Below are 16,411 nucleotides of genomic sequence, written 5' to 3'. Positions count from 1 at the left end.
TGAGTCCGTAGACTTTTAATTTTTCGTCTCGCAAGTGCCCACACAGATTGTCTGTTTCTTCTTTTTAAAGAGCTGACAGCTTTAAGTTAACTTCTCAATTTCTTGCTTCAGTTTGCTGTCTCAAGGGCTGCGTATACTACGCTACACCTTTTTATTCGTCAAGATCTTTTTTTAAAAAATTTGATCTTGTTCACCAACTTCATTATCGTCTGCTTTCGCTGACGCCGTGTCAGTGGATGCGCATTATAGAGCCTTAGAAAAATCATGCAAGCGATTATTGCAAATTTATTTCCGTTTGTGTTTTTTTTACACATGACGCTGTGAAAATAAACTAATTCTATACAAATTTTACAAACTTTCTTTAATTTACTATTGATTATATAATTGCTTTTTTTCTATTTCAGTCTAACTTTTTAAGTGGATTTTTTATGCCTTTCACTTTTGCACATCCAGCAATTGTTTTACCTTTTTACAAAAAGCCTAAATTTTTTTCCATGACAACCTTAATTATAGGTAGTATGTCACCTGACTTTGAATATTTTCTTAGAATGAAAATAAAAAGTGATATGAGCCATACTTTATTAGGTATCTTTTATTTTGATCTACCAATAACATTAATGGTTGCTTTTATCTTTCACTTTATTATTCGTAATGAATTGATCAAGAATTTGCCCCATTTTCTTTATAAACGGTTTGCTCATTATCTAAATTTTAATTGGCGTGAATATAGCTACCATCACTGGTTTATTGTCATAACTTCTGCATTAATTGGCGCACTATCTCATTTAGGTTGGGATAGTTTTACCCACTTAACGGGCTTTTTTGTACAACACCTACCTTTTTTACAACAGACAATTTCATTAAAAAATACTAATATTCCTATCTACCAATTACTCCAACATGGAAGTACTTTGATAGGATTTAGTTTAATATGTCTCTTTATTTTCAGATTACCGATCTTGGTTGATAAGACAAATAAAATTAGCTTTCTATATTGGGGGACAGTGTTTTTGATTTTTTTAAGTTGTTTTTCTCTTTTTTTCGCCAATACTATTCATACCTTTGGTCAAAGTGTGGTGAACTTTATTAATGCACTATTTTTGGGGTTAATATTATCACCTCTTATCGTGAAAATTATACGGCACTAATTTTAAATGCCGTATAACAATAGTATTTTTAGAAAATTATGACTCTGCTTTTATTTTATTGGGTAAATCCGCCAAGCTATCAATTACCCAATCAGCTTGCGCTAATGCTTCTTCAGTAATGGCATCACCGGTTTTCACCAAAACCGTTTTTTTAACTCCGGCCTTTTTCCCCGACAATAAATCAGACACTCGGTCACCGACCATATAAGAGTTGGCAATATCAATTTTTAACTCTTTCGCTGCTGTTTGTATCATACCGGGATTTGGTTTTCGGCATTCACAGTCATCAACCAGAGGATCATGTGGGCAATAATAAACACCATCAATGTCAACACCTCGGTCTTGTAATGACCAATCCATCCATTCTGTTAAGGTATTGAATTGCTCGTCAGTAAATATGTTTCTCGCAATACCAGATTGGTTAGTTGTAATAACAAGTAAAAAACCCATTTCTTTGAGTTCTCGCATTGCATCAATTACACCATCAATAAAGTGGAATTTATCAATAGTGTGTACATAATTGTAATCTATATTAATTGTACCATCTCGATCTAAAAATATAGCAGGCTTCATGTTTAATCATCTTCCTTTTATAGAGGTGTCTATCTAGCTTTATATAGGATATTATCGATTGACATAGATGTCTAGACGTCTTAATATTTATCCATCCCTTTTTATTAGTATATATCATGATAAAACTTGAACACATCTCAAAAAATTTTGAGCACAATAAAACCACTATCCATGCTTTAAAGGACATTTCATTAAATGTTCCTCAAGGTAAAATTTATGGTGTTATTGGCAAGTCAGGCGCAGGTAAAAGCACATTAATACGTTGTGTCAATCTATTAGAAAAACCAACCAGTGGAAAAATATTTTTTGACAACCAAGATATCACCCATTTATCTAATCGAAAATTAATTGAAGTACGCCGAAAGATTAGCATGATTTTTCAGCATTTTAATTTGTTATCATCTAGAACTGTATTCGATAACATTGCTTTTCCACTTGAACTAAATAAAACACCTAAAAAGGTAATCAAGCAAAAAGTAAATGAGCTTATTGAACTTGTAGGTTTAAGTGAAAAGGCTGATGTCTATCCAGCTAATTTATCGGGTGGACAAAAACAACGCGTCGCTATTGCTAGAGCGTTAGCAAGTGATCCTAAAGTATTATTATGTGATGAAGCAACCAGTGCCCTTGACCCTGAAACAACACGTTCTATTTTAGCATTATTAAAAGATATCAACCAAAAACTAGGTTTAACCATTTTATTAATCACTCATGAAATGGATGTTGTTAAACAGATTTGCGACCAAGTAGCAGTTATTAGTAACGGAGAATTAGTTGAACAATCTTCAGTCGGTGAAATGTTTTCGCATGCTAAAACAGATATTGCAAGGCAATTCATTCAATCAACATTACACCTTACTATTCCAGATGATTATTTAGCTAGACTAACACCAGTACATAAAGAAGGACTTAATCCACTTGTTCGTTTGGAATTTTCTGGTGTATCGGTAGATTTACCTTTACTGTCTCAAATAGCTAAAGAATTCGAAGTTGATAGTAATATTATCAGCGCTCAGATGGATTATGCGGGTGGCGTTAAATTTGGTTTGATGTTAACTGAAATGAAAGGAAAACAGAAAAGTACTGCATCAGCAATTGCGTTTCTAGAAAAAAATAATACTAAAGTTGAGGTTTTAGGCTATGTTTGATTTTATTCCTTCATTTAAACCATTTGAATCGATTTTTCGCTATTTAGCTCAACATGGTTTCTGGGAAGATTTTGTTACATTTTGTTCTTCATTTAATGGTTTTAGTGAAGCAATGCTATTCAAAATGGCACAAGCAACCGATGATACTATTTATATGGTGTTGTTATCAGGTTTTTATGGAACGTTAATTGGATTACCATTAGGTATATTGTTGTATGTCACCCGAAAAGGTAACATACTTGAAAATGACATTGTAAATTTTACATTCTCTTTTCTCACAAATATATTTCGAGCAATTCCTTTTATTATATTAATTTTATGGATAAAACCTTTCACAGTAGAAGTAATGGACATTATAACCGGCCAAGCCACCTTTTTAGGTAGACAAGGTGTTATTGTTCCGCTTAGTGTAGGTGTTGCGCCTTTAATTGCAAAAATGATTGAAAATGCTTTACTGGATATTCCTAAAGGTTTAATTGAAGCTGCTCGTTCAATGGGAGCCACACCATTACAGATTATATATAAAGTTCTTATTCCCGAATCTCTACCTATTATTATTAATAGCATGACAATAACACTGATAACATTAACAGGCTATATTGCACTCAGTGGAGCTGTTGGAGCTGGAGGCTTAGGGCAATTGGCTATTCAATATGGCTATAATAGTTACAAACCCGCTATAATGAATACAGTTGTTATTTTATTAGTTATATTAGTATTCCTGATCCAAGCTATTGGCAATAGGATTGTAAGGTATGTTACTCATCATTAATTTTGGAGAAAATTATGTCAATTAAACAGCTAGCACTAGCCACTACTTTGGTAAGTGCATTTTTTTTAACAGGTTGTGATAATAAACAATCATCTGTAACTGATAACAAACCAGCAGAACCAGCAAAAGTAAGTACTATCAAAGTTGGTGTAATTTCAGGTCCTGAACAAGAAGTAGCAGAAGTAGCCAAACAACAAGCTAAAAGCCTTTATAATCTTGATGTTGAACTTGTGATTTTTAATGATTACGTTACTCCAAATCAAGCATTAAATGATGGATTAATTGATATTAACGCTTTTCAACATAAACCATATTTAGATGAACAAATCAAAGAAAGAGGTTATAAATTAACTGTTGTTGGTAACTCATTTGTTTACCCTATTGCAAGTTACTCACACAAATTAAAACCGATTGAGAATAGCAGTGAAACTGGGGAAGGTGTAAAAGTAACCTCACCTCGAGGCGAAACGTTCTTTATTCCAGCTAAATCAACAATTGCCATTCCTAATGACCCTACAAATTTAGGCCGTGCATTACTTTTATTACAACATGAAGGTTTAATTACTGTTGATAAGACAAAAGGTTTACTGCCAACTGTACTTGATATCACAAGTAACCCATATGAATATAAAATTATCGAACTAGAAGCTCCGATGCTACCTCGTTCGCTAGATGATTCGCAAGTCGATCTTGCTATTATTAACAATGCATTTGCTGGACAAGCAAATTTAACACCAAGCAAAGATGGTATTTTTGTTGAAGATAAAGAGTCTCCATATGTTAACATTATCGTATCGCGTGAAGCGGATAAAGATAATGAAAATGTAAAAAACTTTGTTAAATCTTACCAAACTGATGCAGTAGCGCAAAAAGCTGACCAAATTTTTAATGGTGGCGCAATTCGTGGTTGGTAAATTAGCAAGCTATAATTTATTATATTCCGTCGGCATTCGTCGACGGAAATCATTAAAATAATTAAATAAAGAATCAACAATGACATATCAATTTGAACCAATTGGTATCATCCAGTCACCTTATGTTGAAAAATTTGCAGTGCCTCGTCAACCCAATCTGGTCAAAGCTGCTCAAGGTGAACTACATTTACTTACACCATATAACAATCCTATCAGTGTCAAAGGATTAGAACAGTTTTCTCATCTATGGCTTTTATTTCATTTCCACCATATTGAGCCAACTAAGAGGAGATTAACGGTACGCCCACCTCGTTTAGGAGGAAACAAAAGTTTAGGCGTATTTGCAACAAGATCTCCATATAGACCTAATAATATTGGTCTTTCAGTTGTTGAATTAATAGATATTATTGTTGAAAAAAATCAGGTGATTTTAAAGTTAGGGGGATTAGATCTCGTAGATGGCACACCTATAATTGATATAAAACCCTACTTACCTTACTGTGATAGCCATCCTGATGCGAAAGCGGGTTACGCTCAAATGCTTCCTGAACAGAAACTTGAAGTTTCATTCTCAGCTAACGCTAAATTATTTATTGAATCCCAACAAGATTATCCACAACTAACCGAATTAATTGAACAAGTAATATCTCAAGATCCAAGACCAGCTTATAAACAAAAAAACAACCATGAGCAAACTTATGCAATCTCACTATATCATTTTAATATTAAATGGAAGGTGATAGGCTGCTTAGCCGTTATTGAAAATATACATATTATTGAACGGTAATGTTAATTTATTTAAACGATAAATTTACAAAACAATGAGATATGTAATTAAATATTTTTTTTGTAAAAATTCTTTACAAAAGAATTACATAATACCGATAATATAGGTTGGTAAGAGAGCTTAATTCTGCTAAATTAAATGAGGGTTTAATTCCCTATATTTCACTTTGCCACTAAAGTTTTAATAATTTTAGTGGCACCTTTTATTTGCATCAATGATAATTGTTATTTTTCTTATTTCTCAATTCAGCAATATCTATCGCATCAAACAGATAATGTTTTCCACAATAATCACAATGAATGTCAATTTTGCCATCGTCTTCATTAAGAATCTCATCAATTTCCTTGGCTGGTAATGTCATTAAACTATCTTCACAACGTTGTCGTGAACAACCACATTTAAATACAATTTGTTGAGTTTCAAATAAGCGAACTTCTTCTTGATTATAAAGACGATATAAAATTTCATCAGTAGGAAGTTGAAACAACTCTTGGCTAGTGATGGTTTCAGTCAATGTGCTTAGAAGCTCAAATGACTCTTGAGTATTTTCATTTGCAGGTAACACTTGCAATAAAATCCCTGCAGCCATCGGTGTGTTATTATGAACTCCAGTTTTAACGAATAAACGAGTTGGCAGTTGTTCAGACTGCATAAAATAATTTTCAATACAGCCAATTAGCGTTTCTTTTTCTAATCCAACAATGCCTTGATAACGTTCGCCTTTTTTAGGCGTTATGGTAATTACAATGTAACCGTTGCCAACCATCTCCTTAAGAGAAGCATTATCGGCAATTTCACCATTTACTCGCGCAACACCACGTAATTCTTGTAGGTTATTGCCATTTACCACTGCTAATGTTAATGGCCCATCCCCCTGTAATTGCACAGCAATATCACCATCGAATTTCAATGTAGCGGTTAATAAACTGGTGGCTACTAATAATTCACCTAATAAATTCTGTACTGGAATAGGATAATTATGGTTTTCTAAAATAGATTGGTATGTTTTTTCAAGTCGAGTGATTTCCCCTCGAACAGGATGATTATCAAATAAAAACCGATTTAAAGTATCCATATTAATTGCCTTGTTGTCTTTCATATTTAAATTTAATTAATGTACGCCGCTCTTTTTTATCAGGTCGTCGGTCCGGATGCGGCATGGCTAATGCATTAAGTTTTCTTGCCTGAGCAATATTTTCACGTTTTTCAATGCTCTCTGGGGTTTCTTGGTAAAGATATTCCGCTTCTCTTGCGGCTCTACGCTGGTCATTAATGGCTAAAACTCGAATTGTCTTTTGCTCATTACCTTGCCTAAGCACTATCATCGCCCCAACTTCAACTATTTTGCTTGGCTTTGCTCGTTGGCCATTATAATGAACTTTTCCACCTTCAATCATTTCACGAGCAATGGAACGCGTTTTATAAAACCGCGCGGCCCATAACCATTTATCTAATCTGACGAGATGCATTGTTTCCTCGTTTAAGACTTAATACATTTATAACTAATATAAGTATCGTTTTATTAAAATCAATGTTGTGGATGAATTGAATAATCATTGCCACCTGTCGAAAAAATTCCAGATAAACTAAATGGAGCTATCTTACCGCGCAAATCAGCTCGATAATTTAACGACTCTGGAGGATTCTGTACTAACTTCCATCGATTAAGCAGCTCACTTGTGGTACCTTTGCTAATGAGGTGAAATGATTCAAATTCAGAATGCAAAGGATTAATTATTGCAGTTGAGTCAATTATTCCGCCATTAACTAATGCATTAAAACTTAATAATGTGCGATGCTGAAGATCAATATCTACCGACACACTAGGATATTTAATACTTACTTTATTAACTGAAGCATTATTAGCTTTAAGAAATAGTGAGCCCGAATATAACCCAAATTTGTTGTCTTCAACTAAGCTCACATTTTTCCCCGAAACATCAAAGTTTGCAATGTTAAAAGGATAATCAGATTTAATGCTGGTTAACATACTTTGCAATATGATTAACTGATCAACGTCAACACGATTAAATATATCTGGTAATAACGGTTGTTTTGCTTCATCAGATAACTCATAACTGATGCCTGTCAACAATAACTTATTCAAATGTAATGAATTATTTTTCCAACTACCATCTAAATGAACATCACCGTTATGCCACCGAGCAACCGCTTTTTTGATATCAATTTCATTATCTTTAAAAGACAATTGAAGCAATAAAGAAGAATATATTTGATCAAACCAAACCAAATTATCTGCATTAAAAATAAAGGAAGTTTCATTCAGATTCCACTGATTATCATAACTAATATTGGTTATTTCAAAATTTCCCTTAGCAATAATTAAATTAGGTAATTGAATATTACTGTCTAAAATTAAAAGTTCTTCTAACCTAAACTTTGGAAATTTAGGCAAATACTTATTTAATTCAGTATAATCATCTGGTTGAAAACGGATATTATTTAATCTTAATTGGGCTATATCTAAGCTACCATCGGCTAATACTTTTAATTTACTAACAAAAAAACCATTATCCATATTACCGCCTAAATTGGTGATTGCTGTAACCCCATCACGATAATATCCTTGTAACAATATTTTGTTTATCGGTATCTGATTAAATGATGCTTTTTGTGAAGTGAAATCAAATTGATATGGCTCTTTACTACTTAAATCAAAGGGTTTAATACGGCCATCAACGCCTTTTAAAGAAAGAGAATCTTGCTCATCATTAAACGAAAAATTTATTGTAGAATTATAAAACTTTAATACATTAGCCGAAAAATTAGTAATATCAACACCATTAAATTCACCATCAATCACATTAATATAATTAAAATGATGAAGTTGCAATAAATTTTTCTTATCAAAACCAATAGTTAACTTTCCAATTTTAGTCACTTCTTGCTTATCATTTATTACCAATAAATTATCAATACTTAACTCATAAAAATTAGCTAATGAGTGATTTATCTTACCAATTGATATAGTGTATGGTCCAAGCTTTGATAATTGTTGACTCAGTACTTTTGCTCCATAATTGGTTTGCAAGGCAAAATAACTAACTACAATTAACAACCAGATAATCGAAAAGAGCAAAATTAAACAAGATCGTAACCGTCTCATAAATAAGCAGTATAGTAATAAAAATGGATTAAAATTTATATAACAATACCTGATTTTGGGTAAAATAGCACTTGATTTTAATATAAATGATTTGTTGTTAAACTAGTTTTAACGTTAATATATAGCCAATTATGACTTTAGAATAACAAATTCACGGAATTAATCTTCATCCTTTGATTAAGGTGAAAAATTCTTTTTTATTGACCATATAAACAGGAAAAAATCGAGATGAAACAGATCCCAATGACAGTAAGGGGAGCCGAATTATTACGAGCAGAACTTGAAGAACTTAAAAATATTAAAAGACCTCAAATTACTGCTGCTATTGCAGAAGCCAGAGCGCACGGAGATTTAAAAGAAAACGCGGAATATCATGCAGCAAGAGAACAACAAGGTTTTTGTGAAGGTCGTATTCAAGAAATCGAAGGCAAATTATCTCAAGCACAAATTATTGATATTACCAAGGTAAAAAATACTGGACGCATAATTTTTGGTGCCACAGTGACTGTAATTAATATCGATACCGATGAAGAAACAACTTATCGAATTGTTGGCGATGATGAAGCAGATTATAAACAAAATTTAATTTCGGTTAACTCACCTATCGCTCGAGGTCTTATTGGTAAAGAAGATGGTGATACCGTCCAAATCAAAACACCAGGCGGTAATGTTGAATTTGATATTGTTAAAGTTGAGTATATCTAATAAAACTCAACTGCAATAAAAAACAGGGCTATTGCCCTGTTTTTTTATTTGGGTAAAGTAATTTTCTTATCTTCGCTAGGTCTAAATACCGTAAAAATAGATCCGACTTGTTGAACGGGTAATGCATTTGTTTCGCGGATAATAGCTTCACAAATTAATTTTTTCGTTTCACGATCTTCGGCAGCGATTTTAATTTTAATTAACTCATGGAAATTTAGTGCATTTTCGATTTCGGCAAGAACGCCTTCGGTAAATCCATTAGCACCAATCATCACTATCGGTTTTAAATGATGAGCTTCACTTTTTAAGTACTGTTTTTGTTTATTCGATAAATTCATTAATTTTTTATCACATTAAGTTGCAATTTTGCTATTCTACCCTTATATATATTTGTAATCAATTGAAGTAACCTCTATACACTAAGGATTTATTCGCTGTGAGTAACAAAAAACGCTCAGCAAGTTCTACTCGTTGGCTAAATGAACATTTTAAAGATCGCTTTGTACAACAAGCACAAAAAAAAGGCCTACGTTCTAGAGCATGGTTTAAATTAGAAGAAATACAAAAAAGTGACAAACTATTCAAACCAGGAATTACTGTCGTGGATTTAGGGGCAGCACCGGGCGGATGGTCACAATATGTTGCATCACTCATCGGTAATAAGGGACGAATTATTGCTTGTGATTTATTACCGATGGATCCAATAGTTGGCGTTGATTTCTTGCAAGGTGACTTTAGGGATGAAGCCGTATTAAATACCTTACTTGAGCGCGTTGGTAAAGAGAAAGTACAAGTTGTTATGTCAGATATGGCTCCGAATATGAGTGGACAGCCTGCAGTTGATATACCAAGAGCTATGTATTTAGTTGAACTTGCATTAGATATGTGTAAAGACGTTCTTGCACCTAATGGGAGTTTTATTGTAAAAGTATTCCAGGGCGAAGGCTTTGAAGAATATCTAAAAACAGTTAGATCACTGTTTAAAACAGTCAAAATTCGAAAGCCTGAAGCTTCGCGCGCACGGTCTCGAGAAGTATATATTGTAGCAATGGGGATGAAGTAGCCAGCCGTACAATTTTGTAGTACCATACTTGGTTAATTTTAGTCGTAACTGTTAATTTTATGAGAGGTTTTTCTTTTGAACGACATGGTAAAGAATTTACTGATCTGGGGCGTTATCGCGGTAGTATTGTTTGCTGTATTCAACCAATTCAGCGCGTTATCCAATAGCGGTCCTCAAGTCGATTATACCAAATTTAATTCGGATGTAACGAGCGGCAAACTCAAAGAAGTACATATTAATGGTCGCGAAATTGTTGCTACAACTAAAAGTAGTAGTAATTATGTTACTTATATCCCTTACCTTGATGAAAAACTAGTCGATAACTTGGTGCTCAATGATATTGCTGTTTACGGCAGTCCAGATGAAAAACCAAGCTTATTGGTTAGTATCTTGATTTCTTGGTTTCCAATTATCTTATTACTTGGTTTTTGGTTCTTTGTTATGCGCCAAATGCAAGGCGGGGGTAAAGGTGGCCCAATGTCGGTAGGCAAAAGTAAAGCCAAAATGTTAACGCCTGACCAAGTTAAGACTAAATTTACAGATGTAGCAGGCAGTGAAGAAGCTAAACAAGAAGTAACAGAAGTCGTCGATTTTTTACGTGATCCTGGCAAATACCAAAAATTAGGCGGTCGTATTCCTAAAGGGATTTTAATGGTAGGACCTCCGGGTACGGGTAAAACATTATTAGCTAGAGCCATTGCGGGTGAAGCAAACGTGCCTTTCTTTAGTATTTCAGGTTCAGATTTTGTTGAAATGTTTGTCGGTGTTGGCGCATCACGTGTACGTGACCTTTTTGAACAAGCCCGTAAACATTCACCATGTATTATCTTTATTGATGAAATTGATGCTGTTGGTCGAAAACGTGGTGCCGGCTCAATGGGCGGACATGATGAGCGCGAACAAACTCTAAACCAAATGTTAGTTGAAATGGATGGCTTTGAAGCTAACAGTGGTATTATCATTATTGCAGCAACAAACCGTGCGGACATTCTCGATCCTGCATTACTTCGTCCGGGTCGTTTTGACCGTCAAGTTCAAATTGATTTACCTGACTTAAAAAGCCGTGAACAAATTCTGGCAGTACATGTACGTAAAGTGCCTTTAGGTTCTGATGTTAATCTAGCAGTATTAGCTCGCGGAACACCAAATTATTCCGGTGCTCAATTAGCTAATTTAGTTAACGAAGCTGCGCTATTTGCCGCGCGTCGTAATAAACGTTTAGTCACAATGGATGAGTTTGAAGAGGCCAAAGATAAAATCGATATGGGAACTCAACGTCGTTCGTTATCCATGACAAAAGAGCAATTAACCAATACAGCTTATCATGAAGCGGGACATGCAATTGTAGGTTATTTAATGCCAGATCATGATCCGCTTCATAAAGTAACTATTATTCCTCGAGGAGGGGCATTAGGTGTAGCCTTCTTCTTACCAGAAGGCGATCAAATTAGTCAAAGTCGTACTCAGTTAGAGTCTAAAATATCTACAGCTTATGCAGGAAGAATTGCCGAAGGCCTAATTTATGGTGAAGATAAAATTACCTCAGGTGCATCTAGTGATATACGATACGCTTCTAACATAGCCAGAGCAATGGTTACACAGTGGGGTTTCTCAGATCGTTTACCACCTGCATTGTTTGAATATGAAGAGTCTTCTTATGGGATCATGAAAAAAATATCTGATGGTACAGCTAAAATTATTGATGAAGAAGTTGATGCAATCCTTCAACGAAACTATCAACGAGCTAAAACAACACTAACTGAAAATATTGATATTCTTCATGCAATGAAAGATGCTTTACTGAAATATGAAACAATTGATAAACAACAGATTGATGAACTGATGAATCGCCAGCCAGTCACACCACCAGAAGGTTGGACAGCCAGCGATGAAATAGCAGCTCAAGAAGTTCCGAATGAAGGTACACCACCTGAATCTGATGATTAATCTGTTTTAATTTTTATAACGCGCTACGGCGCGTTTTTTATCGGATAATTTAAATAAATCTAAAATAAAAGTGATTTTCAAAACAGGTAACAAACTTGAATGATTTTGCTATCGTTTAGCTTATAACAAAGCTTAGCGATAACAAAAAGCAGATGACTCAAATAAGGCATAATCATGGAAATTCGTTTCAACAATCAAATTATGGATCTCTCTTTTCCACAGGTAATGGGTATCGTAAACATGACGCCAGATTCTTTTTCTGATGGCGGTAATTATAACAATCTTGATGATGCCATGCGTCGAGTTGATAATATGATACAAGCAGGCGCAACATTTATTGATATAGGGGGCGAATCAACTCGTCCTGGTGCAGCCTTCGTCTCAGTTGAAGAAGAATTAGATAGAGTTGTGCCTTTAGTTGAAAAAGTGGCTCGCTATTTTGATGTTTGGATTTCCGTTGATACCTCTAAGCCTCAAGTTATGACTGAATCAGCAAAAGCAGGAGCACATTTAATTAATGATATCCGAGCATTAACTGAATCAGGTGCAGTCGAAGCCGCAGCTCAAACAGGATTACCGGTTTGCATTATGCATATGCAAGGCGATCCTCAAACTATGCAAAATGCTCCGCATTATCAACAAGACATCTATCAAGAAGTTGATCAATTTTTTGCTCAACATATCAATCGTTGCATAAACGCAGGAATTGAACGAGAAAAAATTATTCTTGATCCGGGTTTTGGGTTTGGTAAAACATTGGCACACAATTATCGATTACTAGCAACACTTGAAAAATTTCATCACTTTCATTTACCGCTATTAGTTGGCATGTCTCGCAAATCCATGATTGGACAAGTATTAAATGTTTCGCCTAAAGAACGTATGTTAGGTAGCGTTTCTTGTGCAGTAATTGCAGCCATGAAAGGTGCGCAGATTATTCGAGTTCATGACGTAAAAGAAACCTTTGATGCACTGCGAATTGTGCAAGCCACTTTAGCTGAACAGGAATAAACGCGGTTTAACTTTAACAAAATAAGCCATTATTTTATTAAAAAGGGAATTTTTAGACAAATACTATAAAAATCCCTTTTTGTTTTATGCTTGAGAATTTTCAATTTTTGGCATCACTGTTTCAAATAATTTTTAAACAATAAAAATACTTAGAAACATCATAAAACCAACATAATTATTATTTTGAAAAGCTTTAAAGCATCGAGTTCTATCACGATCATTGATTAACCATTGTTGATAAATAAACAGTAACGACACAACCAATAATCCACAATAATAAATAAAAGATAAATGATTATTGAGACCAATAATTATCAAGCAAATCAATGTTATTATCTGTAGAATGCCTATCCACAATTTATCATAGTAACCAAACAAAACAGCCGTCGATTTAATGCCAATTTTGATATCATCATTTCGATCAACCATGGCATATTCGGTATCATAAGCAACTGCCCAACAAATATTTGCCAAACACAATAACCAACAGGTTAACGGAAACTGTTCAATTGTGGCCGCATAGACCATTGGAATGCTCCAACTAAATGCAATTCCCAACACTATTTGTGGAAAATAAGTATAACGTTTCATAAACGGATAAATCATCGCAGTTAACAATGCAAAGCCAGCAATCAACCACGACAAAGCGTTTAAAAATAATAATAGGCAAGCGGCCATTAATAATAATATCAATAATGTCCATTTAGCATTCTTTGCTGTTAATTCACCCTGCACTAACGGACGACTTTGAGTTCGCTCTACATGCGCATCAAAATGGCGATCAGCATAATCATTCACAACACAACCGGCGGATCGCATAACAATGACACCTAGCGTAAATATCAAAACCAGTTTTTCAGTTGGATAGGGATCAGCAAGCCATATTGCTGACAAAGTCGGCCAAAGTAGCAGTAAAATGCCGATTGGTTTATCTAACCGCATCAGTTTTATATAAGCTAACATATATCTATCCTCAATTATAATGGGCGGATTATACCTGATCTTGTTAAAGCTGCAATGCGGATAAATACCGTTTTTATTTGATGCTGCTACATGTGTAATCAATCAAGTCAATTTACCTAATATCGTGTCATATCCAAAACGGTTAATCTAACTAAATTGATTAATTGTGGTAATAAAGCGTTACAACAAAAGTAAATACTGCTCTGCCATCACGGCTAATGCCCGATAAAATTGGCTAACTTGATTATGTTTTAATTGATCTAGATAAGCTGATGACCAAGTCATTAAGTGTTCATCAATCAGTTGATTCGCCGCTTGCGTTTTTTGTTTTTCCAGCAATATCGCATAAGCCATTAACATTAAACCAAACTGATCTTCCGGCTCATTCATACCGGTATTAAGCGTTAAACCATGCTGCTGTAAAAATTGACGATAGCGCTCTTGCGATTCCCCCATTAATAGTTTTTCTTGATCCAAATAGACAGATCCCCAAGGCGGGGCCGGCATTTTGCCTTGCCCTTCAAACAATAACGAGAATTGATAATCCAGATCGGCATGGCTGATTTGCGTTGCCAATATCTGGCATTGCTGGCTAATGAGCTCTGGATTTTGCCAATCCGCCAGTTGGTCAATATGCAATAGAGCCTCAAGCAACGGTTCAACGGTTTGACTATTAGGCGGATAATAAAAAAAAGCACCCAGTACTTTTGCTAGGGTAGCACAAGTGAGATTATCGAATCTTTTCTCTTTATTCATTGACGTTACTTGTTGTCGGTCAGTTATATTGTTAATTATAGCGGTATCATCCATAAATTATAAAAGGCAATACGGCCGCAAACTTCAGCAATAAACACGCAAGCAAAGGCAGTAAGATAACTTATTGCATTATGTTTGGAACGGTAAATGTTAAAAGCAACCAATAGTAGTGCCACTATGATTAAAATGCACTCAGCAATCATCCAACTTGCTTGCGCACAAGCCAGCTCCGAGCTTATGGTCATCATTAAATTATAATAGGGAATTTTTAATAATATAATCAATACACTACCAATGATAAAAGCTGCATTGCCTAAACGATATAACCCAAGCATTGCGCTAGCAATTCCACCCAACGCCAGCATCGCTGTATACATTTGAATTGCGGTATAGTTGGTATCCCATGTTTTCACTGTTGGTAGCATGTAAGTTAAAACAATCGTCCACACAAAAATTAAACTCAATAGGATTAAGATGATGGCTATCAGCTGGTTGATATAGGGAAGGCGATTAATCTTTAAACAAAGCGGTTTAATCAATTTCAGTTTTTGGCTATTCGGATTGAGAGAAAAGTAGTGAATTAATACTGAGGCGAATGTAACGCCAAATACCACACCAAAAGTGAAAATCTCATTACTCATCGGCGAACGTCCAATCCCATAGATCACATTTAACGCCCGCAAAGGATGCCCTAAATGGAATGAGGCAAGCAGCATACCAATAGCCATAAAAATCAGCGCTAACAGATTAATTTTTTGACGAATAATGGGATTAGCTTGTGAACAATTCATTAAGCAAGATAAGCTGCTTAACAGCACCATTCCGGCAGATAATTGCCCAAATACCGTAAAAAACACCAATGGTAATTCATGCATATTATACCTCCTCCGGATTGAGCACTTTTCCTTGTGTATCGCCTGAGCTTTTAGCCAAAGCATGTGGTTTGATAACAATATTCGGTTTAGTCAACTCTGCATTAGGCAAAGGGGCAATATTACGTTCATCACCATGACGCTCACGTAATTTCCCTATCTCGTCAAAATCTAAAGCACGTTGCGGACAAGATTCGACGCACACAGGCTTTAAGCCTTCGGCTACACGCTCATAACAACCATCGCATTTTGACATAACCCGCTTTTGATGATCAAACTGTGGCGCACCATATGGACAGCGCATTTCGCAATAGCGGCAACCAATACACACATCTTGATTAACAACCACTAAGCCGTCTTGTTGGCGTTTATGCATCGCACCAGTTGGACAACCTTGCACGCAAGTTGGTTGCTCACAATGATTACATGAGATTGACAAATAATAAGTAAAAGTATCATTTTGCCAAATCCCGTCCACTTGTTGCCACGATCCACCACCATACTCATAAACTCGGCGAAAATGCACGCCCAGCGCATTATCTTTTTCGTCTTTACAGCTCAACTGACAGGTTTTACACCCGGTACATTTGGAAGAATCAATAAAGAATCCATATTGCATTTTAAT

The 16,411-nt window shown here is 35.0% G+C and carries 17 protein-coding genes and 1 pseudogene; 9 read left to right on the top strand and 9 right to left on the bottom strand.

Translation table 11 applies throughout. The annotated features are described in order from the left end of the window. The first annotated feature begins 428 nt into the window (after positions 1 to 428). A complete protein-coding gene (locus tag J3U00_RS11355) occupies positions 429 to 1,148 on the top strand; it encodes a DUF4184 family protein (RefSeq protein WP_220225383.1) in 720 nt (239 codons plus the stop codon). 36 nt (positions 1,149 to 1,184) lie between these two features. Here the strand turns inward: J3U00_RS11355 and gmhB are convergent, their stop codons facing one another. After that, the gene (gene gmhB, locus J3U00_RS11350; RefSeq protein ID WP_065562818.1) at positions 1,185 to 1,721 is read right to left on the bottom strand and encodes a D-glycero-beta-D-manno-heptose 1,7-bisphosphate 7-phosphatase; all 537 of its coding nucleotides are present in this window, start codon (positions 1,719 to 1,721) and stop codon (positions 1,185 to 1,187) included. A 116-nt stretch (positions 1,722 to 1,837) separates the two neighbouring features. On the opposite strand from gmhB, the gene metN reads away from it, so the two are divergent. From metN to tsaA, 4 genes are all read left to right on the top strand, one after another. Beyond that, positions 1,838 to 2,869: a methionine ABC transporter ATP-binding protein MetN gene (metN, locus tag J3U00_RS11345; protein ID WP_065562817.1), complete on the top strand. Its 1,032-nt coding sequence runs from the start codon at positions 1,838 to 1,840 to the stop codon at positions 2,867 to 2,869. 112 nt (positions 2,870 to 2,981) lie between these two features. Further along, the gene (locus J3U00_RS11340; RefSeq protein ID WP_065562822.1) at positions 2,982 to 3,641 is read left to right on the top strand and encodes a methionine ABC transporter permease; all 660 of its coding nucleotides are present in this window, start codon (positions 2,982 to 2,984) and stop codon (positions 3,639 to 3,641) included. Between the two features lie 14 nt (positions 3,642 to 3,655). Beyond that, the gene (gene metQ, locus J3U00_RS11335) at positions 3,656 to 4,555 is read left to right on the top strand and encodes a methionine ABC transporter substrate-binding lipoprotein MetQ (RefSeq protein WP_267332445.1); all 900 of its coding nucleotides are present in this window, start codon (positions 3,656 to 3,658) and stop codon (positions 4,553 to 4,555) included. A 79-nt stretch (positions 4,556 to 4,634) separates the two neighbouring features. Beyond that, a complete protein-coding gene (gene tsaA / locus J3U00_RS11330) occupies positions 4,635 to 5,342 on the top strand; it encodes a tRNA (N6-threonylcarbamoyladenosine(37)-N6)-methyltransferase TrmO (protein WP_065562815.1) in 708 nt (235 codons plus the stop codon). A gap of 211 nt (positions 5,343 to 5,553) precedes the next feature. Here tsaA and hslO read toward each other — a convergent pair whose 3' ends face one another. Genes hslO through J3U00_RS11315 form a run of 3 tightly spaced genes read right to left on the bottom strand, consistent with a single transcriptional unit; the run spans position 5,554 to position 8,469 of the window. Beyond that, a complete protein-coding gene (hslO, locus tag J3U00_RS11325) occupies positions 5,554 to 6,417 on the bottom strand; it encodes an Hsp33 family molecular chaperone HslO (protein ID WP_218058424.1) in 864 nt (287 codons plus the stop codon). Position 6,418: 1 nt separating this feature from the next. Continuing rightward, the gene (gene hslR / locus J3U00_RS11320; protein WP_267332444.1) at positions 6,419 to 6,811 is read right to left on the bottom strand and encodes a ribosome-associated heat shock protein Hsp15; all 393 of its coding nucleotides are present in this window, start codon (positions 6,809 to 6,811) and stop codon (positions 6,419 to 6,421) included. Positions 6,812 to 6,870: 59 nt separating this feature from the next. Beyond that, a complete protein-coding gene (locus J3U00_RS11315; RefSeq protein WP_267332443.1) occupies positions 6,871 to 8,469 on the bottom strand; it encodes a hypothetical protein in 1,599 nt (532 codons plus the stop codon). Positions 8,470 to 8,697: 228 nt separating this feature from the next. Here J3U00_RS11315 and greA point away from each other — a divergent pair, with 228 nt between their 5' ends. Continuing rightward, the gene (greA, locus tag J3U00_RS11310) at positions 8,698 to 9,174 is read left to right on the top strand and encodes a transcription elongation factor GreA (protein ID WP_065562811.1); all 477 of its coding nucleotides are present in this window, start codon (positions 8,698 to 8,700) and stop codon (positions 9,172 to 9,174) included. A 44-nt stretch (positions 9,175 to 9,218) separates the two neighbouring features. Here the strand turns inward: greA and yhbY are convergent, their stop codons facing one another. Continuing rightward, a complete protein-coding gene (gene yhbY / locus J3U00_RS11305) occupies positions 9,219 to 9,512 on the bottom strand; it encodes a ribosome assembly RNA-binding protein YhbY (protein WP_065562810.1) in 294 nt (97 codons plus the stop codon). A 98-nt stretch (positions 9,513 to 9,610) separates the two neighbouring features. Between yhbY and rlmE the strand changes: the two genes are divergently transcribed. The 3 genes and pseudogenes from rlmE to folP all read left to right on the top strand — a co-directional run bounded on the left by rlmE (position 9,611) and on the right by folP (position 13,195). After that, a complete protein-coding gene (rlmE, locus tag J3U00_RS11300; protein WP_267332442.1) occupies positions 9,611 to 10,237 on the top strand; it encodes a 23S rRNA (uridine(2552)-2'-O)-methyltransferase RlmE in 627 nt (208 codons plus the stop codon). A gap of 75 nt (positions 10,238 to 10,312) precedes the next feature. Further along, positions 10,313 to 12,166: pseudogene (gene ftsH, locus J3U00_RS11295) on the top strand (ATP-dependent zinc metalloprotease FtsH); the annotation flags it as partial. A 192-nt stretch (positions 12,167 to 12,358) separates the two neighbouring features. Continuing rightward, the gene (gene folP, locus J3U00_RS11290; protein ID WP_065733717.1) at positions 12,359 to 13,195 is read left to right on the top strand and encodes a dihydropteroate synthase; all 837 of its coding nucleotides are present in this window, start codon (positions 12,359 to 12,361) and stop codon (positions 13,193 to 13,195) included. Between the two features lie 132 nt (positions 13,196 to 13,327). Here the strand turns inward: folP and ubiA are convergent, their stop codons facing one another. From ubiA to J3U00_RS11270, 4 genes are all read right to left on the bottom strand, one after another. Continuing rightward, positions 13,328 to 14,158, bottom strand: coding sequence for a 4-hydroxybenzoate octaprenyltransferase (ubiA, locus tag J3U00_RS11285; RefSeq protein ID WP_267332441.1), 831 nt, complete (start codon positions 14,156 to 14,158; stop codon positions 13,328 to 13,330). A gap of 180 nt (positions 14,159 to 14,338) precedes the next feature. Next, positions 14,339 to 14,914 carry a TorD/DmsD family molecular chaperone gene (locus tag J3U00_RS11280; protein WP_065733715.1) on the bottom strand — a complete coding sequence of 192 codons (576 nt, stop codon included), beginning with the start codon at positions 14,912 to 14,914 and terminating at the stop codon, positions 14,339 to 14,341. Between the two features lie 35 nt (positions 14,915 to 14,949). Further along, positions 14,950 to 15,789: a dimethyl sulfoxide reductase anchor subunit family protein gene (locus tag J3U00_RS11275; protein ID WP_267332440.1), complete on the bottom strand. Its 840-nt coding sequence runs from the start codon at positions 15,787 to 15,789 to the stop codon at positions 14,950 to 14,952. 1 nt (position 15,790) lies between these two features. Continuing rightward, on the bottom strand, positions 15,791 to 16,405 hold the full coding sequence (locus tag J3U00_RS11270) for a DMSO/selenate family reductase complex B subunit (RefSeq protein WP_267338058.1): 615 nt from the start codon (positions 16,403 to 16,405) through the stop codon (positions 15,791 to 15,793). Positions 16,406 to 16,411 lie beyond the last annotated feature (6 nt).

It is taken from the genome of Gilliamella sp. B3127 (assembly GCF_026536935.1).
Taxonomy (GTDB): Bacteria; Pseudomonadota; Gammaproteobacteria; order Enterobacterales; family Orbaceae; genus Gilliamella; species Gilliamella apicola_E.
The sequence above is the reverse complement of the archived record's forward strand: the minus strand, read 5'-3'. Positions and strand labels throughout refer to the sequence as shown.